The 18,813-nt window shown below is 74.5% G+C and carries 12 protein-coding genes; 3 read left to right on the top strand and 9 right to left on the bottom strand.

The genetic code is table 11. From position 1 onward, the window contains the following. Positions 1-119: 119 nt before the first annotated feature. The 3 genes from WME98_RS45625 to WME98_RS45615 form a co-directional block, all read right to left on the bottom strand. Complete coding sequence (locus tag WME98_RS45625; protein WP_437947901.1) at positions 120-1,292, bottom strand: SO2930 family diheme c-type cytochrome; 1,173 nt, start codon at positions 1,290-1,292, stop codon at positions 120-122. Further along, entirely contained in the window at positions 1,264-2,541 is a 1,278-nt protein-coding gene (locus WME98_RS45620; protein ID WP_437947899.1) for a parallel beta-helix domain-containing protein, read from the bottom strand. Before WME98_RS45620 ends, WME98_RS45625 begins: the two co-directional genes overlap by 29 nt. A gap of 331 nt (positions 2,542-2,872) precedes the next feature. After that, complete coding sequence (locus WME98_RS45615) at positions 2,873-3,640, bottom strand: SDR family oxidoreductase (RefSeq protein WP_437947897.1); 768 nt, start codon at positions 3,638-3,640, stop codon at positions 2,873-2,875. Between WME98_RS45615 and WME98_RS45610 the strand changes: the two genes are divergently transcribed. Then, positions 3,639-4,538 (top strand): LysR family transcriptional regulator, encoded by a 900-nt coding sequence (locus tag WME98_RS45610; RefSeq protein ID WP_437947895.1) that lies wholly within the window; start codon positions 3,639-3,641, stop codon positions 4,536-4,538. The genes WME98_RS45615 and WME98_RS45610 overlap by 2 nt on opposite strands. A 26-nt stretch (positions 4,539-4,564) precedes the next feature. Here the strand turns inward: WME98_RS45610 and WME98_RS45605 are convergent, their stop codons facing one another. Then, positions 4,565-6,964, bottom strand: coding sequence for a glycoside hydrolase family 31 protein (locus WME98_RS45605; RefSeq protein ID WP_437947893.1), 2,400 nt, complete (start codon positions 6,962-6,964; stop codon positions 4,565-4,567). 106 nt (positions 6,965-7,070) lie between these two features. Between WME98_RS45605 and WME98_RS45600 the strand changes: the two genes are divergently transcribed. Beyond that, complete coding sequence (locus tag WME98_RS45600; RefSeq protein WP_437947891.1) at positions 7,071-7,607, top strand: protein kinase; 537 nt, start codon at positions 7,071-7,073, stop codon at positions 7,605-7,607. Here the strand turns inward: WME98_RS45600 and WME98_RS45595 are convergent. The 5 genes from WME98_RS45595 to WME98_RS45575 all read right to left on the bottom strand — a co-directional run bounded on the left by WME98_RS45595 (position 7,489) and on the right by WME98_RS45575 (position 14,241). Then, positions 7,489-9,804: a peptide ABC transporter substrate-binding protein gene (locus WME98_RS45595; protein WP_437947889.1), complete on the bottom strand. Its 2,316-nt coding sequence runs from the start codon at positions 9,802-9,804 to the stop codon at positions 7,489-7,491. The two genes, WME98_RS45600 and WME98_RS45595, sit on opposite strands and share 119 nt — an antisense overlap. Positions 9,805-9,849: 45 nt before the next feature. Next, on the bottom strand, positions 9,850-10,866 hold the full coding sequence (galE, locus tag WME98_RS45590; RefSeq protein WP_437947887.1) for a UDP-glucose 4-epimerase GalE: 1,017 nt from the start codon (positions 10,864-10,866) through the stop codon (positions 9,850-9,852). Between the two features lie 171 nt (positions 10,867-11,037). After that, entirely contained in the window at positions 11,038-13,443 is a 2,406-nt protein-coding gene (locus WME98_RS45585) for a peptide ABC transporter substrate-binding protein (protein ID WP_437947885.1), read from the bottom strand. Between the two features lie 145 nt (positions 13,444-13,588). After that, positions 13,589-13,966, bottom strand: coding sequence for a type II toxin-antitoxin system RelE/ParE family toxin (locus WME98_RS45580; RefSeq protein WP_437947883.1), 378 nt, complete (start codon positions 13,964-13,966; stop codon positions 13,589-13,591). Then, positions 13,963-14,241 (bottom strand): type II toxin-antitoxin system Phd/YefM family antitoxin, encoded by a 279-nt coding sequence (locus WME98_RS45575; RefSeq protein ID WP_437617145.1) that lies wholly within the window; start codon positions 14,239-14,241, stop codon positions 13,963-13,965. The genes WME98_RS45580 and WME98_RS45575 overlap by 4 nt, the downstream gene beginning before the upstream one ends. A 141-nt stretch (positions 14,242-14,382) precedes the next feature. Between WME98_RS45575 and WME98_RS45570 the strand changes: the two genes are divergently transcribed. Beyond that, on the top strand, positions 14,383-18,795 hold the full coding sequence (locus WME98_RS45570) for a hypothetical protein (RefSeq protein ID WP_437947881.1): 4,413 nt from the start codon (positions 14,383-14,385) through the stop codon (positions 18,793-18,795). Positions 18,796-18,813 lie beyond the last annotated feature (18 nt).

Here is an 18,813-nt window from a genome sequence, read left to right as displayed (position 1 = left end):
GGCGCCTGCCGCCACGATCGCGTGGAGATCGCTTAATTCAGCCCGGCTGCATCCGACGGAATCTTGCCTCGTTTGGCAAGAGAGAGAACTAATGCGCTGCGTCGTCCCGCGCGGGCCGGTCAGGGCGAGGCGGGTTGGTCGGGCGCGGGCGCGGCGGCGCCGCACCCCTCGGGCTCCATCGCCGCGATCCACGCGCGGACGAGCTCGACGCCGTCCGCGTCCGGCAGACGATTCGAGAGCTCCGGCATCTTGATCTCGGGATCGGTCGAGCGCATGCGGAAGACCATGATGCTCTCCTCCGGGGCGCCGGGGACGATATCGTAGGTGTTCCCGCCGGTGCCCGCGCCGGCCGCCGCCGCGACCTTGCACACGCCGTTCTTGGATGGGTCGGTCTCCCAGGCGAGCAGGACCAGCCCGCTCACGCCGCCGCCGCCGCCCGGGCGGTGGCAATGGGAGCAGTTGCCGTGCAGGTACGCCCGGGCGCGGGCGTCGAGCGGCGCGTCGCCGAACGGATCCGGGAAGCTGGGCAGCCGCTCGGGCGCGCCGAGGGGCGCGCGGAAGATCCCCTGCGCCTCGAGCCACGCGAGCTGGTTCCGGGGCGCCCCGTCGACGACGATCTCGCGGTTCAGCTGCGGGGTGATCAGCCCGAGCACGGCGGTGCGGTCGTCGCGCTCGTGACAGCTGTTGCACTGGTTGGTGTTGGGGACGAGGTACCGCGCGCGCGCCGGGCTCCCCGAAGCGTCGATCACGTCGAGCTCGATCCGGGCGCCAGCCACGCTGCGCGTCGCCTCGGTCTGCTCCTCGTTCCATACGTACGTGTGCGGCTTCCACCCCTCTTCCCCGAGGATGAGCAGGCGTGTCTCGAGGATGCGGGCGGCGCCCGAAGGATCGCGCCGATCGAGCCCCAGAAAGAACGTCTTGATGACGATGGTGCCGAGCGGGAACTCCCAGTCTTCCACCTCGCTCGCCGCGATCTGCTCCCCCGCCGGGAGCACCAAGAATCGCCCCTTGCCGGCGTGGTCGGCCCAGAGCGGCGCGGCCACCTCGTAGGGGATCACGCCCTCGGCCGGCCGCAGCGCCGACAGCGCGCCCTCGAAGAAGCCGTATTCCGACAGCGTGTCGTACGGCATGCTCTTCTGCGGCGGCTCGGGCGGGTCCGGCGGATCGGGTCGCTCGGGCTCCTCGGGCGGCGGGGCGCCCCCCGGCCGGGCGTCCCCCTCGCCGGCGCATCCGAAGGCCGCGAGCGAGAGGCACGCGGCGAGGCTAAGGCTGCGCGGGAGGGAGCGGGTCATAGGCGCACTCGACCGCAGAGACGTCCTGGCTCTCCGCCGGCAGCTCGCCGCAGAGGTTGAAGTTCACGTACGTGGCCTCGGGCTCCGAGACGCAGTTGACGAGGTGACCGTCGTCCTCGGCGCTCGGGTCGGTGCAGCCGTCCCAGGCCACGTCGGGCATCGGCCGTATCTCCGTGAACAGCGAGAAGAACGGGAGCGGCTCCGTCCCGTTGCCCTCGTAGACGTTGTCGTGGACGAAGTTGCCTTGCGGGAAGAGGTCGAAATCGTCATCCATCACCGGGCCGAGGAGGTCTTCGCTATAGCTCAGGATCGCCACCGCGACGGACTGGTTGCCCCGGATCTCGTTGTCGTGAACCTCGTTGTCGTCGGACGCGAGGATCATGACGCCGAGCCCCGGCGGCAGGGCCGCGACGACGGTGCCCGCGGCGGCGAAGTTCGGGCCGTTGTTGTTCTCGATCCGGTTATCGTACACGTTGACGCGCTTGCCGTCCTGGACCGGCAGATCCGGCAGGTTGAAGAGGAGCACGCCGCCCGTGTTGTCGTGGGCGTGGTTGTCGCGCACGACCGCATCCGTCGAGTTCTCGATCTCGATGCCGGCGACATTGCCGTAGGCCTCGTTCGAGGCGACGAGGATGTTCTGCGACTGCCCCACGTAGATCCCAGCGTCTCGCGCCCCCTTGACCACGCACCGCTCGATCACGACGTCGGTCGAGCCGACCGGGTAGAGGCCGTAAGCGCCGCTGTCTTCCGACGCGTCCGCCTCCCACATCACGGCGACCTCGCGGAAGGCGATCCCCTGCACGCTGTCGGCGCGGATGCCGTCGCCCGGCGTGTTGCGCACCTGGAGATCCCGCACGGTGACGCCGTCGCCGCGGATGAGGAGCCCGTTGGCGCCGGTGTCCTGGTCCGAGAAGTCCAGGATCGTCTCGTCCTTGCCCGCGCCGACCAGCGTCACGCCGTCGACGTCGAGCGACAGCTCGGTGGTGAACGAGAACGTCCCCGCCTCGAAGCAGACCGTCGCCCCGGGCGCGGCGTCGATCAGCGCCGTCTGCACCGCGGTCGTGTCGTCGTCGCCCGGCGCGAGCCGAATCGCGCACGCGTCCTCGCCCCCCGCTCCGCCGCCGCCCCCCGCTCCGCCGCCGCCGCCCGCCCCGCCGGTGCCGCCGCCCGCCCCGCCGGTGCCGCTCCCGCTGGCCGGGGTGATTCCCTCCTCGCTGCTGCAGGCGACCGCCGCGAGCGCCAGGCTCATGCAGGCTCCCAAGAAGACGTTCCGCTGGAATTTCACACCGCGCAGGCTACCGGAGCGCGCTCGGGTTGTCCAACCTCGCTCCGCGGCCGAATCGCGCACAAATCAGCGCAATGACACAAGAAATTGGCGCACTCTCCCGCGGTGAGCCCCCGTCTCTGCGCCTCGCGCCTCGGCGCTTCCCGTCGCGTCACGCCGCCTCGGCGGGGTAGTGCTCAAATTTGCCCGGAAAGAGTTCACATGAAGGCGGGAAGGCAGGAAGATCATTGATCTTTTCTTCCCGCCTTCCCGCCTTCATGTTCGATTTTTTGAGCACTGCCCCCGGCGGACGGGCTCAGACCAGGCGGTGCCCTCCGTCGACGTGCAGCGTCTCGCCGGTCGTGAACCCGTTGCCCATCAGGAAGAGCGCGGCGTGAGCGATGTCCGCGGGCGCGCCGACGCGCCGGGCCGGGAGGCGGCGCGCGTGCTGCTCGAACCGCTGCCCCTTCTCGCCGCCGGCGATGGAGTCCCAGATCGGCGTGTCCACCCAACCCGGCGACAGCGCGTTCACGCGCACCGGCGCGAGCTCGATGGCCAGGGCGCGCACGAGCGCCTCGAGCGCGCCGTTCGCCGCCGCGATGACCGCGCCGCCCGGCCCCGGCCGCGCCGCCGCGATGCCGGTGGTGAAGACGAGCGAGCCGCCGGGCTCGATCCGCGCGTGCTTGGCGATGTGGAGCGCCGCCACGAGCTTCGAGTCGATCGTGCGGCGCGCCGCGGCGACGTCGAGCTCGCGGATCGGCTGGTAATGGCCCTGCACCGCCGTGACCACCACGTGGTGCGCCGGCGGATGCTCGCTGAACAGGCCCTGCACCTCGGCCTCCTGGGTCGCGTCGGCCGCGACGGTGCGCACGCGGCGCGCCTCCCCGAGCTCGGCCGCGGCGGCGGCGAGCCTCTGCGGCGAGCGGCTCGCGAGGGTCAGCGTCGCGCCCTGCGCGAGGCAGGCCCTGGCCACGCCGAGGCCGATGCCCGACGAGCCCCCGATGATGACGACATGCTGGTGTTCAAGGTTCATGAACGAGGGGTAACGCGCGCGCCCCGCGAGCACCATGGGACGATATGGCATGCTTCGTCCCATGGACGGGATGATCTCCCTCGAGGACGTGCGGCTCTTCGCGGCCGTCGCGCACCACCTGAGCTTCGTCGAGGCGGCGCGGCGCACGGGGGTGCCCACCAGCACCGTGAGCCGCCGGGTGGCGCTGCTGGAGGAGGCGCTGGGGGTGCGGCTGCTCCAGCGCACCTCCCGCCGCGTCGGCCTCACCGGCGAGGGCGCGCGGCTGCTCGAGCGCGCCGGGCCCCTGCTCGACGAGCTCGGGTCGGTGCTCGACCGCGTCGCCGATCGCGAGGACGAGCCCGCGGGCAGGCTCCGGGTGACGGCGCCGGTGATGACGGGCGCGCAGCGCATCGCGCCGGCGCTGTCCGCCTTCGCCGCTCGGCACCCTCGCCTGACCGTGGAGCTCACGCTCACCAACGCGGTGGTCCCGCTGGTCGAAGAGGGCGTCGATCTGGCGTTTCGCGCGGGGCCCGTTCAGGACGCCGAGCTCGTGGCGCGGCGCCTGTGGTCGCTCCCGTACGCGCTGGCCGCGTCGCCGCGCTTCGTGCAAGAGGCCCTGCGCGGCCGCACGCGGCTCGCGCGCGCGTCGCTCGGCGACTTGCCCGCCGTCCTGAGCCGCGCGGACGCCGCGTGGCGCCTCCGCCGGCGGGACGGCTCCGTCGAGGAGGTCCGGCCGCGCGCGCGCTTCTGCGTCAACGATCCGCGCGCGGCGATCGCCGCGGCGGCGCAGGGGCTGGGCGCGGTCTGCGCGCCCCGCGAGGTGATCGCGCAGCACGGCGAGGCGCTCGTCGAGCTCACCGTGGCGGGCCGCACCGTCGAGCCGCGCGAGCTCTTCGCGGTGTACCCGTCGCGGCGGCTCCTCCCCGCGCGGGTGCGCCTGGCGCTCGACTGGGTGATCCGGCACGGCTGAGCGCCCCGCGCCGGCGCCGCCGGCGCTCAGGACGCCCGGAGCTCGATCCGCCGCCAGTCGGCCGCCACCTCGAGCTCGACGCCGCCGTCCAGCGCGCGGTGCGACCTCGCCCCGACCACGGCGCGCGGCGGCGGTACGCCGTAGACCCGGATCGTCTCGACCTCGCGCGCCGCCGGCGCCGGCAGCTCTCCCTCGACGCTGCGCTCGAGCGTGAACGCGGCGCCGTCGAGGCCGCCCGAGAGCCGCGTCGTGCGCGACGCGCCGTGACCGTCGCCCTCGTCCTCGTAGAGGCGGCCGCTCACCCGCTCCGCGGCGTGCACGTGCCAGGTGATCTCCTCCCAGCGCGCGCTCGTCGTGTGCATCCGCGGCGCGGTGAGCGCGACCGCGCCCCCGGCGCGCAGCCACACGGGGACCACCCCGAGCGGCGCATCGGCGATGACGTGGCGCCCGCCCTCCTCCACCCTCCCCGCGCGCTCCAGGTTGGCGAAATCCATCCACGCGCCGGCGGGCAGGTACGACAGCCGCTTCGACTGCCCCGGCCGCACCACCGGCGCGACGAGCAGGTCGTCGCCGAAGAGGAACTGATCGTAGGCGTGGAGCGCCTCGGGATCCTCGGGCGCCAGGAGGGACAGCGGCCGCATGACCGGCAGGCCCGTCTCCGCCGCCTCGCGCATCAGCGTGTACAGGGTCGGCAGGAGCCGGTAGCGCCGCTCGAGCACGGCGCGCGCGAGGCCGAGGTACGGCTCGCCGAAGCGCCACGGCTCCTGCGCAGGCCGGCCCCGCGCCGCGTGGTTGCGCATCAGCGGGTAGAACAGCCCGGCCTGCATCCAGCGCACGAGCAGCTCGCCGTTGGCGCGGCCGACGAAGCCCGGGATGTCCGCGCCGACGAACGGCACGCCCGAGAGGCCGAGGCCGAGGAGCATCGGGATCGATGCTTCCAGGTGCGTGAAATTGCTGGCGAAGTCGCCGGTCCACACCGCGGCGTAGCGCTGGATGCCGGCGAAGGCCGCGCGCGTGAGCACGAAGGGGCGGCGCTCCGGCGCGTGGCGGGCGAGCCCCTCGTGGGCGGCGCGCGACATGCCGAGGCCGTAGACGTTGTGGACCTCGAGGTGCCGGCGGGCGCCGTGGCGCGCGTCGTAGGGGAGCGTGCTGCCCTCGATCGTGCCGAGGCCCGAGGTGCGCCCGCCGTTCGGCGCGGGCAGGCCCCGGTCGGGCCGGACGGAGAAGCACGCCGGCTCGTTCATGTCGTTCCAGATGCCGGCGACGCCCGCGTCGATGAAGGCCTTTTGCAGATCGCCCCACCAGCGCTGCACGTCCTCGCGCGTCAGATCCGGGAAGACCGCTGGATCGGGCCAGACCTCGCCCACGAGCGTGTCGCCGCGCGACAGCCGGACGAGGAAGTCGCGCGCGCGCGCCTCTTCGTACACGGCGTAGCCCACATCCGCCTTGATCCCGGGGTCGACGATGGTCACCAGCCTGACCCCCTCGGCCGCGAGATCGCGCGCGAGCCGCGCCGGGTCCGGGAAGCGCGAGCGGTCCCAGGTCCACACCCGGTAAGCATCCATGTAATCGATATCGAGGTGGACCACGTCGAGGGGGAGGCCGCGCGAGCGGTAGCCGCGGACGACGCCGCGCACGTCGTCCTCGTTCTCGTAGCCCCAGCGCGACTGGTGCGCGCCGAGGCTCCAGAGGGGCGGCATCGCGGGGAGCCCGGTGAGCGCGGCGTAGCGCCGGAGGACGTCGGCCGGGCGCGGGCCGGCGAGGAGATAGACGTCGAGCTCGGGCCCCCGCGACTCCCATTCGATGCGATCCGGGTGGCTCAGGGCGATATCGACCTCCGAGCGCCACGGCTCGTCGAGGAAGAAGCCCCAGGCGGCGCCGCCGCGGAGGGCCAGGAAGAAGGGAATCGAGGCGTAGAGCGGGTCGGACTCGACGTGCGGGGGGAAAGCGTCGGTGTTCCAGAAGGTGAAGCGCAGGCCGCGCTTGTCGAGGGGCCCGACCTTCTCGCCGAAGCCGAGGTAGGCCTCGCCGGGCGGCGCCGCGAGCGAGAGCCGCGAGCGGAATTCGTCGACGGGGAAGGCCGGCCGGACCTCGCCGGACACGCCCTCGCTGCGCGCGAGGGCGCGGCCCTCTCCGTCGCCGAAGGTCCATGTGCCCGAGGCGAGCGAGACCTCGAGAGAGGCGCCCTCGGCGCTCACGTGGAGCGCGTCCCCCTCGCGGCGCGCGGAGAGCGGCAGCGCGCCCTCGGCCACCACGGCGAAGGAGCGCTTGGGCGGCAGATCGGGGTGCGTGAAGCCCGTCACGGCTGACGAGGGGGCGTGGCGCACGCGCAGCACGCCGGGGCCTGGACAGCGGATCTCGACGGCGGCGCGCGCGCCGGAGAGGAGCACGTGAGTCGCGCCGATCGCGGCGTCGGTGAGGAGCATGCGGCGACTCTAGCCGGGGCCCGCCGCGCTCGCCACGATCGCCGCGCGGCGCGGAAATGCGGGCCTGCTGTTGCAAGCGCCGGCGAGGTTCTCCTACGCTCGCGCCGTGGTCGGGGAGACGCTCGACGGGAAATACAGGATCATTCGCCTGCTCGGCCAAGGCGGGATGGGCGCCGTCTACGAAGCGCAGCTCGCCGCGTCGGAGCGGCGGGTCGCCGTCAAGGTCATGCACGGCGCTGCCCTTCAGGGGGGTGGCCTCGCCCTGAAGCGCTTCCAGCGCGAGGCGCGCACCGTGGCGATGCTCGACGACCCGCACATCGTCAGCGTGATCGACGCCGGGGCGGACCCGGCGACCGGCGCTCCCTTCATGGTCATGGGGACCGTCGATGCCGTGGAGCGGCGGGTGGTGCAGGTCGGCGGGGATCCGCCGGTGAGCGGCACCGAGGCCACGGTGCCGCTGCCGTCGCACGCGGGCCAGCGCCCGGTCGGCGAGAACGCGCCGGACCCGACCGGCGAGATCCCCGTCACGGCGGCGGCGCGCCCGGCGCCGCCCCCAGCCGCCCCGGCGGCGGCAGCTCCAGCACGGGCGGGGGCTCGCCGGCCGGCCGGTGCTGCCAGTCGGGGTCGATCCAGAGCCATTTGACGAGCTGCGTGTTCCGCGCGTTGGGGATGTACCCCCTCACCCACGGCTTCACCAGCGTCGTCTTCTCCTCGAAATAGAGCGGGATCCGGCACATGCCGTCGAGCGCCCGCCGCTCGGCCGCGCGGAAGCGACGGATGCTCTCCCGCGGATCGGCGATCGCCGCGGCCCGGCGGAGCTCCTCGTCGAACTCCGCATCTGCCCAGCCGCTCCGGTTGTTGGGGCTGTACGACAGGAAGTTGCCGAGCCACGTTTGCGGATGGTTGTAGTCGGCGTACCAGGCCAGCCGGATCACCTGGAAGTTGCCGTCGCGGAGGTTCTTGAGCATCACCCGCCACTCCTCGTTCCGCAGCGTCGCGGAGATCCCGAGGTGGCGCTTCCACATGTCCTGGATGGCCACCGCGACCTGCCCGTGCCCCTCCCCCGTGTTGTAGAGGACCTCGAGCGGCGGAAACCCCTTCGCGCGGAGCTCGTCGCCCTCGCGGACGACCTCGTACCCGGCCTCGGCGAGCAGCGCGCGAGCGCGCGCGGGGTCGTGGCCGACCTCGAGGCTCGCGAACGGATCGGCGCCGCGCGCCCGGTCCTCCGCCACCTGCTCGGCGTAGCCGGATCCGGTGATGTCGGGCACGTAATGCGTCGCCGGCTTCCCCACCCGCGTGATCTTCTCGACGAGCTCGCGCTTGTCGACCGCGAGGTTCAGCGCCCACCGCACGCGCGCGTCGTCGAGCGGCGGCTTCGCCGTGTTGACCTCGTAGTACACGGTGGAGAGGTACTCGATCCGCCGGAGGTCCTTCTTCCCGGACAGCCAGCCGAGGTGGTCGTACGGGAGCTCGGAGTTGTCGCCGAGGTAATCGAGATCCCCCGCCTTGTAGAGCTGCAAGGTGGCGTTGTACTGGGCGATCTCCATCCAGACGATCCGGTGGATCCGGAGGGCGTCATGGGCCCAGTACGCCGGATTCCGCTTCATCGTGATCTCGTACCGGAACTTCCACTCGTCGAGCTGGTAGGGCCCGTTGACGACGATGTTCTCGGCGCGAAACCAGAGCTCCGGCTCGCCGCGCGCCTCGAACGGCTCGATGACGTCGCGGCGCACCGGGAACAGCGTGACGAAGCTCGTGAGATCGGTGAAATAGGGCGTGGGCTGCTCGAGCTCCACCTCGAGGGTGAGGTCGTCCCGGGCCCGCACGCCCACGGCGGCGTCGTCCTCGACGAGCTCCGAGGCGGCGACGAACCCGGTCACCCCGCCGCCGGAGGGCGGCGACGACCGCGGCGCGGCGGGGTCGTACGTGGGGAGGCTCGCGTGGGGCGCGACGAGCGCGTACGCGGCATCGTCGGCGGGCCGGAGCAGGCAGCCCGGGAGGAAGCCGCGGCCCTGGGGTCCCTCGATCTCGAACCAGCGGTCGGCCGCGCCGTTGCAGGCGACCGGCGGGCCGGCCGCGAGGAGGGCGACCTCGGCGCCGCGCCACGCGCCGCCGGCGGCCGCGTCGGCGGGCGCGGGCGCCGGGGCCGAGCCGACCGCGCCGAACGAGAGCCGCTCGCCGACGCCGGTCGTCTCGTCGGGCTCGGCGTACGTCACCGAGGCGACCCCGGGAGGCGGCGCCGCGAGGGGCGGCACCGCCGACGTCACCCGGGCGGGCGACTGGCCGAGCACGACGACGAACGCGCCCCGCGGCAGGGCGAGCGCGGGCGGCGCGTCGGGCCGCGGCGCCGCGCGGAGCGTCGCGGCCTCGCGCAGCGCCTTGAGCTTGCCCAGGTTGAAGAGCTCGCCGTTCTTGAGGACGTGCAGGTTCGTCGCGGCGAGCGAGGCGGTGGAGGGGCGCAGCACGCGCTTCCACGCGTACTCGAAGTCGCGCGCCGTCACCGGCTTGCCGTCCGACCAGCGCGCCTCGGGCCGCAGGTGGAACCGGAAGATCCGGTTGTCGTCGCTCTGCTCCCAGCGCGTCGCCACCCCCTGGACCGGGCGGAGGTCGCCGGGGCCGTAGGCGGTCAGCCCCTCGAACATCTGCTGGAGCAGCGAGATGCTCACCGAGTCGACGGCCTTGCCGGGATCGAGGTATTCCGGCTCCTCGCCGTTGTTGACGTAGAAGGTCGCTGCGTCCTTGCCGGTGCGCGCCGTCGTCCCGACGTAGCCCTCGCCCTCGCCCGTGCAGGCCGCGAGCGTCGCGAGCAGCGCGCCGAGGACTGTGCCTCTGTGGTTCAAATTCCACCCATCACGGATCCAGCGACGCGCTCGAGAGATGCGGTGTCAGTCGGCGAACCCCTTCGGGTTCTGCTCTTGCCAGCGCCAGCTGTCGCGGCACATGGTCTCGAGGTCGCGCTCCGCGCGCCAGCCGAGGAGCTCCGTCGCGCGCGCCGGGTCCGCGTACACGGAGGCGACGTCCCCGGGGCGCCGCGCGACGATCTCGTAGGGGACCCGCTTGCCGCTGACCTTCTCGAACGCGGCCACCACCTCGAGCACGGAGTTCCCGCGCCCGGTGCCGAGGTTGACGGTGAAGCTGTCGCCGACGGTGAAGATGCGGTTCAGCGCGGCGAGGTGCCCGAGCGCGAGATCGACCACGTGGATGTAGTCGCGCACGCCGGTGCCGTCCGGCGTCGGCCAGTCGCCCCCGAACACCCGGAGCTTGTCGCGCCGCCCCACGAGCACCTGCGTGATGAACGGCGTCAGGTTGTTCGGAGTGCCGTTCGGGTCCTCGCCGATGAGCCCGCTCTCGTGCGCGCCGACCGGGTTGAAGTAGCGCAGCGACGCGAGCGACCAGCCCCCGGTGGCCGCGACGTCGCGCAGGATGTACTCCACCATGAGCTTGGATTGCCCGTAGGGGTTGGCCGGCCCGAGCCGGCACCCCTCGTCGAGCGGCACGCGCTCCGGATCCCCGTAGACGGTGGCCGACGAGCTGAACACGAGCTTCCGCGCGCCCCGGGCGTCCAGCGCCTTGAGCAGGCACACCGTCCCGGCGACGTTGTTCTCGTAATAGGCGAGCGGCTTCTCGACCGACTCGCCGACCGCCTTGAGCCCCGCGAAGTGGATCGTCGCGTCGACCGGGTGCTCGGCGAGCAGCCGAGCGAGCAGCGCCGCGTCGCGGATGTCGCCCTGGATGAACGTCACCTGCTTGCCGGCGATCCGCTCCACGCGGTCGACGGCCGCCTTGCGGCTGTTGCAGAGGTTGTCGAGGATGACCACTCGGTAGCCCGCGCGGAGGAGCTCCACGCAGGTGTGCGAGCCGATGTAGCCCGCGCCTCCGGTGACCAGGATCGTCTTGCTCATGTCGTTCTCCCGAGGGGGTCCATGCTGCTCTCCGGTGGATGAGGCCATGGCCCAGGCCAGCGCGTCAACGGGGACGTCTCCATCACCCCGCGGCCGCTCGGCCCGCGAAATCGTTGCGCCGCATCGTCGCGCCGCGCGGCCCGCGGGCGCTGCCGCGGCCGCCTGTCGCGCTCAGGGCGCGTCCGGCCCGCCCAGGGTCGGGCCGAGCCGGCCCGGCGCCGGGAACTCGAGCTGCGGAAACGCGATCTCGTTCGACGGGTCGTCGCGCCACCGCGGGTCGATCCAGAACCACTTCACGAGCTGCAGGCTCCGCGCGTTGCCCTTGAACCCCTTGACCCAGGGCTTCACCAGCGTCGACTTCGTGTAGAAGTAGAGCGGCATCTTGGGCATGCGGTCGACGGCCCGCTTCTCCGCCCTGCGGAACATCCGGATGCTCTCCTTGGGATCGGACGTCGCCGCGGCGGCGCGCATCAGGTCGTCGAACTCCCGGTCGGCCCAGCCCGTCCGGTTCTGCGGGCTGTACGAGAGCAGCGTGCCGAGCCAGGTCGCCGGGTGGTTGTACTCGCCGATCCAGCCGAACCGCACGACCTGGAAGTGGCCGTCGCGCACGTTCTTGAGCATCACCTTCCACTCCTCGTTCCGCAGCGTGGCGGAGACGCCGAGGTGGCGCTTCCACATATCCTGGACAGCGACGGCGATCTGCTTGTGCCCCTCGCTCGTGTTGTAGAGGATCTCGAGGGCCGGGAAGTTCTTCGCCCGGTATCCGTCGCCCTCGCGGACGACCTCGTAGCCCGCCTCGGCGAGCATCGCCCGCGCGCGCTCCGGGTTGAACATGACGTCCGGCGACGAGAACGGGTCGATCCCGAGCCGCCTGTCCTCGGCGACCGCCTCCGCGTAGCCCGAGCCCGTGTAGTCCGGGACGTAGTGCGTGGCCGGCGTCTGCCCGCCGCGCGTGATCTTCTCGACGATCTGCTGCTTGTCGACCGCGAGGTTGAGCGCCCGGCGGACGCGGACGTCGTCGACCGGCGGCTTCCTCGTGTTGAACTCGAACCAGTACGTGGAGAGGTAGGGATATCGCTGGAAATCCTTCTTGGTCGACAGCCAGTCCAGGTGCTCGGAGGGAAGCGAGGAGTTGTCGCCCGCGTAATCGAGATCGCCCGCCTTGTAGATGTTCATGGCGGCGTTGTACTGCTCGATCTCCAGCCAGACGACGCGGTGGATCTTCAGCATGTCGCGGTTCCAGTACATCGGATTCCGCTTCATCGTGATCTCGTAACGGAACTTCCACTCATCGAGCGTGTAGGGGCCGTTGACCACGATGTTCTCGGGGCGGAACCAGAGCTCGGGTTCGCCGCGCTGCGCGAACGCCTCGATGACATCCTTGCGCACGGGGAAGAGGGTCACGTAGCTCGTGAGATCGGTGAAGTAGGGCGTGGGCTGCTCCAGCTGCACGTCGAGCGTGAGGTCGTCGCGGGCGCGGACGCCGACGGCGCTGTCGTCCTCGACGAGGAGCGCGTCGGGCACGAACCCGACCGGGGGCTCGCTCGGCGCGGCCGCGGGGGCCGCCGCGGGGTCGTACGTGGGGAGGTCCGCGTGCGGCGTGACGATCGCGTACGTCTCGCGGGGCGCCGCGCCCGCGCCGGCCGCGCCCGCGGCGGGGGGGACGAGCAGGCAGCCCGGGAGGAAGCCGCGCGCGCCGTCCCGCGCGATCTCGAACCAGCGGTCGGCGGCGCCGTTGCACTGGCACGTCGGGCCCGCGCGGACGATGTCGACCACGGCGCCCTGCCAGCCGCCGCCGGGCGCGGGGCCGATGGCCGCCGCGCCGCCCTCGCCGAACGAGAGCCGGTCGCCGGCGCCGCCTTTGCCGTCGCCCTTGGCGAACGTCACCGCGGCGGCGCCCTCGGGCAGCGCCGCGAGCGGCGCGATCGCGGTGTCGACCTGGATCGGCGAGCGCGCCAGCACCACGACGAACGACCCCTTGGCCAGCTCCAGGGCGGACGGGGCGTCCGGCCGGGGCGCCGCGCGGAGCGGCGCGGCCTCGCGCAGCGCCTTGAGCTTGCCCAGGGCGAAGAGCTCGCCGTTCTTCAGGACGTAGAGGTTCGTCGCGGCGAGCGAGGCGGTGGAGGGGCGCAGCACGCGCTTCCACGCGTACTCGAAGTCGTGCGCCGTCACCGGCTTGCCGTCCGACCAGCGCGCCTCGGGCCGCAGGTGGAACCGGAAGATCCGGTTGTCGTCGCTCTGCTCCCAGCGCGTCGCCACCCCCTGGACCGGGCGAAGGTCGCCGGCGCCGTAGGTGGTCAGCCCCTCGAAGAGCTGCTGGATCAGCGTGGAGCTCGCCGAGTCGTTCGACTTTCCCGGGTCGACGTACTCCGGCTCTCCGCCGTTGTTGATGTAGATCGTCGCATCGTCCTTGCCGACGCGCGACGTCGTCCCGGCGTATCCGCCTTCGCCCTCGCTGCACGCCGCGAGCGCGAGGCCCGCGAGCCCGAGCGCCGCGACGGCGCCCCGCGCCGCTCGACCGGCGCCCCCGCCGCCCCCCTCGCCGCCGGCACCTCGTCGCTCTGGAGCCCGTCGCATGCTGCGGAAGTAGCACGGGGCGGTAGGGGCAGGAAGGCAGCGGCTGCGCGGCCCGGACGTGGCGCAGCCGACGCGCGGCCTGGTCATGGCCAGCTGCGCGGGCCGGCGAACCTCCACGGTCGCACGGAATATCGCGGACGTGCGCTCACCGACGCCAGAGCGCCCGCAAATCGAACGACAGCTGGCGATGGTGCTTGATGGCGAGCAGATGAATTCGCTCGCCGCCGAGCGCATAGAGCAGCAGATAGTCGCCGACGATATACTCCCTCAGCGACGAATCGGGGCCGAGACGGCGCCGGAGCGCCTGGATCCGCGCATCGGCCTCGACGGATTGCGGCGCCCGCGCCAGGAAGTCGAACCCGATCTGAGGAGAGACCTCCAGGCTCGGGATCACGTCCTCGAAGAGGAGATCCAGCAGGTCGCCGAACGCCGAGGAGAGCTCCGCCTCCTCGAGAAAGCGCCGGATGTCGTCCAGGTTGCGCTCGAAGTTCTCGGTGACCCGAACCGCGGCGCGACGGCTCATCGGCCGTGCTTTTCGCGGAGCTCCTCGACGCTCAGCGTCCGCCCTGCCTCGAGATCGTCGAGACCGCGCTCCGCCTCATCCAGGAGGGTGAGGTGCACATGCTCCCGTTCCAGGCGATGGTAGTGATCGAGCCTGCGCGCATCGACGAGGGCGATGTAGCTCTCCCCGTTGCGGGTGAGGATCTTCTCGTGACCCGCGCGAACCTGGTCCGCAAGCTCCGTGAGCCGAGCCTCCGCCTGGCTCAGCGGCACGATGTCCTCGGGAGAAATCGCCATGCGGTGCTCCTGTCGCGTCGAGGTGCCCCGATCTTCTAACGGATCCCCGGGTCGTCGCAACCCGGCGGAGAGCCGGCCCCATCCGATCCGCGATCCCATCGCAGCCCTCCCGCGGTCTTCGTGGTAGGTCGCGCGCTCGTCATGCTGCACGCTCGCGTGATCGTCTCGTCGGCCGCTCTCTCGGTCTGCTCGGCGCTCGCCCTCGGGCTCCTCGCCGCCGGCTGCGGCGGCGCGAGCCCCGCGGGCGGCGCGCCCCCGCCGGCGGCGCGCTGCGATCCCGCGCACCTCGACGCGTGCGAGCGCGCCCTCGCCGCGGCCCTCGCCGAAGGCCGCGCGCCGCGCGAGCTCGCCCTGGGGTACGTCGAGGCGCGCGCCGCCCGGGACGAAGGCGATCCGTGGGCGCGCCTGCTCCGCGACCTCGACCGGCGCGGCGGGTCGAGGCCGGGCGTCGCGATCGTCGTCGAGGTGGGCGCCGAGGGCGCCGGCAAGGCGCCGCGCGGGGGCGCGGCGGGCGCGGCCTGGATCCGCGCCGCGCCGCTGCCGGACCCCGGCGCGCTCGGCGCCGACGCGCTGCTCCTCGCGCTCGGCGAGGCCCTCGGGTACGAGCACCTCATCCACGCGCGCGCTCGCGGCGGCGCGGTCCAGATCTTTCCGCGCGACCCGCTCGGGCCGTTCATGGCCGGCCTCGCGCCGATCGCGCGCGGCGACGCGGCGCTCGCGCGCGCCGCGGACGACATCGCGCTCGCGGCGCTCGTGCGCCGCGCCTTCAGCGCCGCCGGCGCCTTCCGCTACGTCGAGGCCGCCCGCGCGGCCGACGCCCTCGCCGCCGCGCTGAAGGGGCGCGACCCGAACGACGAGCCCGCGCTGCGCGGCCGGTACGCGCTGCAGCTGCTCGGCGCGGCCGGCGTCGCGCTCGAGGACGACGGCGACGCGACCGGCGCCGCCGGCGCGCCCGCGGGGGGTCCTCCGCCCGCCCCGGGCGACACGCCCTACGGCGATCTGCTCCGCGTGCGCACGGCCCGCGACGGCCGCGCGGCGTGGCGCGCCCGCGGCGCGGCGGTGCTGCGGGCCGTGCCCGCGGACCGACGCGCCGCGCTCGACGACCTGCTCGGCAAGGCCCCGGGCTGCGGCCGGGACCTCGCCCCGCCCATGGACGGGCCCCGCGACCTCGTGTTCGCCGCCGCGCTCGCCGGCGCCCTCGCCCCGGGCGACGCCGCGCCCGCCGCGCCCGCGGCCGGGAGCTCCGGGGCGGCGGCGCCGGGCAGGCGGCTGCCGCTCGACGCGTGGCTGCCGCGCTACGAGGCGCTCGTCCGCGCCGTCGACCAGACGAGCACCGCGTGGGCCCACGCGCCGAGCCTGCTCTACGAGCGCGGCCCCGCGCCCGCCGCAGGCCAGTCGGGCAGCGCCGCGCGCCGCCGCGTCACCGAGCTCGGCCTCGCGCACCTCGCCGCGCTGCGCGCGCTCGCCGAGGCCGAGCCGCGCCGCTACCGCGCGCTCGCGCAGATCCCCCTCGCCTACAGCCCCGGGGTGCTCGCCGACGAGCGCCTCCGCGACGCCATCGTCGACCTCACGCAGGTGGCCGTCCAGCGCCGCATGGCCGACGCGCGCGACCCCGAGGCGGTCCTCGGCGCGGCGCTCGCCGGCGTCTTCGCCGGCATGTCGTACCCGCCCGAGGTGCAGCCCGCGCACTTCCTGGCCCTCCAGGGCGCGCTCACCGCGAAGCTGCGCGGCGACCTCACCGCGCAGGCCGGCTGGGGCGTCGCCGGCCTGTACGCGGCCGACGCGGCGTACCGGCTCCTCTCGGATCAGGCGCCCGACCTCGCGTTCTCGTCGGCGCAGATCGAGCGCGCGCTCGCGCCCGCGCCGGCGCTCCCCTACCCCGGCCTCGCGGCGCTCGCCGCGAGCCTCTCGCGCTACGCCGCGCTCGGCGCCGCCGGCGCGCTGGATCCGCGGGCGACCGACGCGGCCCGGCTCCCCCCGGAGCGCCGGGCGGCGCGCGACGCGCTCCGCCGCGCGGTCGCGGGGCTCGCGGCGCCCGGAGCTCCGGGCGGCGGCGCGGCGGGCGACGCGGACGCGCCCCCGCCCAGCCTCGTGGAGGACATCACCGCGCTCGCCGACGGCGTCCTCGCCGTGCTGCTCACCGAGCGCTCGCGCAAGCCCCCGCCCGCGAAGGACGCGTGCGCCGCCGCCGGGCGCGGGCCGAGCGCCGAGGCGCGCCGCGCGCTCGCGCGGCTCGTCGACGTCCGCGGCCGGATCCTGCTCGCGCCGCGGTACCGGCAGGGCGACGGCGCGTGGGTGCGGAAGGCGCGGCTCCTCGTGACGCTCCTCTCCGACGCGATCGACCTGCTCGCCGCGCCAGGCGCGGGCCGAGCCCCGCGCGCCGGCGCAGAGGAGCCGCGCGTGCGCTTCACCGTCCCCGACGCCGACGCCGAGGCCGCCGTCGCCGCGGGCCTCGACGGGCTCGGCGACCCTGGCCTCGCGGACGCGCTCACCGGCGGCTACGCGCTCGCCCGCGCGCTCTTCTCGTCCGCCACCGCGGACCGCTTCGCGCAGCAGAGCGGCGCGCCCCTCGGCCGGGTGCTCCGCGGGCTCTCCGCGGCGCTCGGCGGCGGCGCGTCGCCGCGCGGCGCCGGGCAGGGCCCGGCCGGCGTCGCCCTCCTCGACGCGCTCGCGTCGCTGCCCGCCTCCCGGGCGGACGGCGACGTCCGGGGCCTCTTCGTCGGCTACGCCAGGGCGCTCTCGGCGCTCGGCCTGCGCGACCAGGCCGATCTCGCGCTGCTCACCTCGCTCCTCGGCGCGGCCGTGCTGGGCGGGCCGCCGTCGCCGGAGGCCGTCGCGCTCGCGAGCGAGCGCGGCAGCCGGGTCGCGTGGGCGCTCTCGTACCTGAGCGAGATCGCGAAGGCCCGGCGCGGCGTCGCCCCGGACCCGTCGGCCTACGCGGACGCGATGCGCGCGGCGTCGGACGACGCCTGCCAGACGGCCGACGCGGGCGACGTGCTCGCGGTCATGGGCGCCGTGCGCGACTTCGCCGGCGGCCGGCGCGCGGAGGCGCGCGACGCGCTTGACCGCGTCCTCGCGTCCGCCGACGCGCGCGGCCTGCGCGTCCCGCGCATGACCTACCGCTACGAGGAGAAGACCGCGACCCGCGTGTTCTCGCTCAGCTTCGACGTCTCGTACGGCGCCGGGCTCCTCGAGGGGTCGACCGGCTTCCAGCTCGGCCTCGGCCTCCGCACCCGCGGCGAGCCCGAGGGCGCGCTCACGGCGGCGCTCGCGCCCGAGGGCTCGCCCCAGAGCGACGAGGACGCCGCGCGCGCCTACGTCGCCGCGGCGGCGCTCGCGGCCGCCTACCACTTCCTCGACGGCGACGCCGAGCGCGGCGCGGCCGCGGCGCGCCGGGCCATCGCCGCGCTCTCGTTCGGCCTGCGGCTCGGGCCGCGGGCGCTGCGCCCCGAGCAGCCGCTCGCCTGGGGCCGCGACGCCCGCGCGCTGCTCGCGATCGACGCCCAGCTCGCCGCCGAGGCCGGCCACCCCTTCCTGGCCGGCGATCTCTGGACGCTCGTGCGCGGCCTCCTGCCGCCCGACGCGGACGACGCCGCGGTCCGGGCGCTGCTCGATCCGCTCCCCGCCGGGCTCGCCGCGGCGCCGGGCGTCGGCCCGCTCGTCGCGAGGACCGCGCGCTCGCTCGCCGCGGTCGCCGGCCCGCTCGCGTGCACCGAGGCGAAGGTCGAGCTCGGCGGCTACGAAGAGCCCGCGTGCGACGCCTATCCGCTCGCGCTCTCGCTGCGCATCGCGGACGTGCTCGGCAGGCTGCCGCACCTCCGGCGCGCGGGCAGCGCGGCGGCGTGCCCCGTCCTGCGCAGCCTCGACGGCTTCCTCACGGCCGCGGAGCGGGGCACGTACGACCCCGACGCGTTCACGGCCGCGGTGGAGGCGCTGCGCCGGAGCGGTCGGCTCTACGACGCCGGCGTCCTGCTCACGCGGCAGCGGCGCGAGGGGCACTGCGGCCCGCTCGTGCTCGCCGCCGCGCGCGCGCTCGGCCGCGAGCCCGCCCTCGGCCCGGCGCTGCGCGCCGACCTGCTCAGCGTCGCGGTGCGCTGCGCGGCCGCGGCGCTCGACGCGAGCGTCGTCGACGACGTGCTCTCGCTCGACGGCGAGACGCGCGCCCTCCCGGACCTCGGCCGCAACCTGAAGGTCGTGCTCTTCGCGACGGAGCTCGCCGTGCGCGCGGAGCGCTGGGACGTCCTCGCGCGGCTCGCGAAGCAGCCCGAGTTCGTCGATCGGTGGACGGGGGAGAGCGACGACGCGGCGGCGACCGCGCACCTCATCGAGGCCGCCGCGGCCGCGCTCGCGGGCGAGCCGCCGCCGCGCAGCGCGCGGGCCGACGGCGCGCACGCGCGGCTCTGCGGCGAGCCTCCCGCCGATCGCGCCGCGCTGTGCGCCGACGTCGAGCGCCTGCGCGCGGGCGCGCTGCCCGACGCGCAGCGAAGGCAGCGCGCGAAGGAGGCGCTCCTGCGCCTGCTCGCCGCCGCGCGCGGGCAGGCCGACGACCGGTAGCCGCCTGCCCGCCCGCCG

It is taken from the genome of Sorangium sp. So ce296 (assembly GCF_051529605.1).
GTDB lineage: Bacteria > Myxococcota_A > Polyangia > Polyangiales > Polyangiaceae > Sorangium > Sorangium cellulosum_D.
The sequence above is the reverse complement of the archived record's forward strand: the minus strand, read 5'-3'. Positions and strand labels throughout refer to the sequence as shown.

Bases quoted from the DNA above. Each gene is read 5' to 3' on its own strand.
- WME98_RS45625 (WP_437947901.1), bottom strand. From the start codon at position 1,292: ATGACCCGCTCCCTCCCGCGCAGCCTTAGCCTCGCCGCGTGCCTCTCG.
- WME98_RS45620 (WP_437947899.1), bottom strand. From the start codon at position 2,541: ATGAGCCTGGCGCTCGCGGCGGTCGCCTGCAGCAGCGAGGAGGGAATC.
- WME98_RS45610 (WP_437947895.1), top strand. From the start codon at position 3,639: ATGCTTCGTCCCATGGACGGGATGATCTCCCTCGAGGACGTGCGGCTC.
- WME98_RS45615 (WP_437947897.1), bottom strand. From the start codon at position 3,640: ATGCCATATCGTCCCATGGTGCTCGCGGGGCGCGCGCGTTACCCCTCG.
- WME98_RS45605 (WP_437947893.1), bottom strand. From the start codon at position 6,964: ATGCTCCTCACCGACGCCGCGATCGGCGCGACTCACGTGCTCCTCTCC.
- galE (WP_437947887.1), bottom strand. From the start codon at position 10,866: ATGAGCAAGACGATCCTGGTCACCGGAGGCGCGGGCTACATCGGCTCG.
- WME98_RS45585 (WP_437947885.1), bottom strand. From the start codon at position 13,443: ATGCGACGGGCTCCAGAGCGACGAGGTGCCGGCGGCGAGGGGGGCGGC.
- WME98_RS45580 (WP_437947883.1), bottom strand. From the start codon at position 13,966: ATGAGCCGTCGCGCCGCGGTTCGGGTCACCGAGAACTTCGAGCGCAAC.
- WME98_RS45575 (WP_437617145.1), bottom strand. From the start codon at position 14,241: ATGGCGATTTCTCCCGAGGACATCGTGCCGCTGAGCCAGGCGGAGGCT.
- WME98_RS45570 (WP_437947881.1), top strand. From the start codon at position 14,383: ATGCTGCACGCTCGCGTGATCGTCTCGTCGGCCGCTCTCTCGGTCTGC.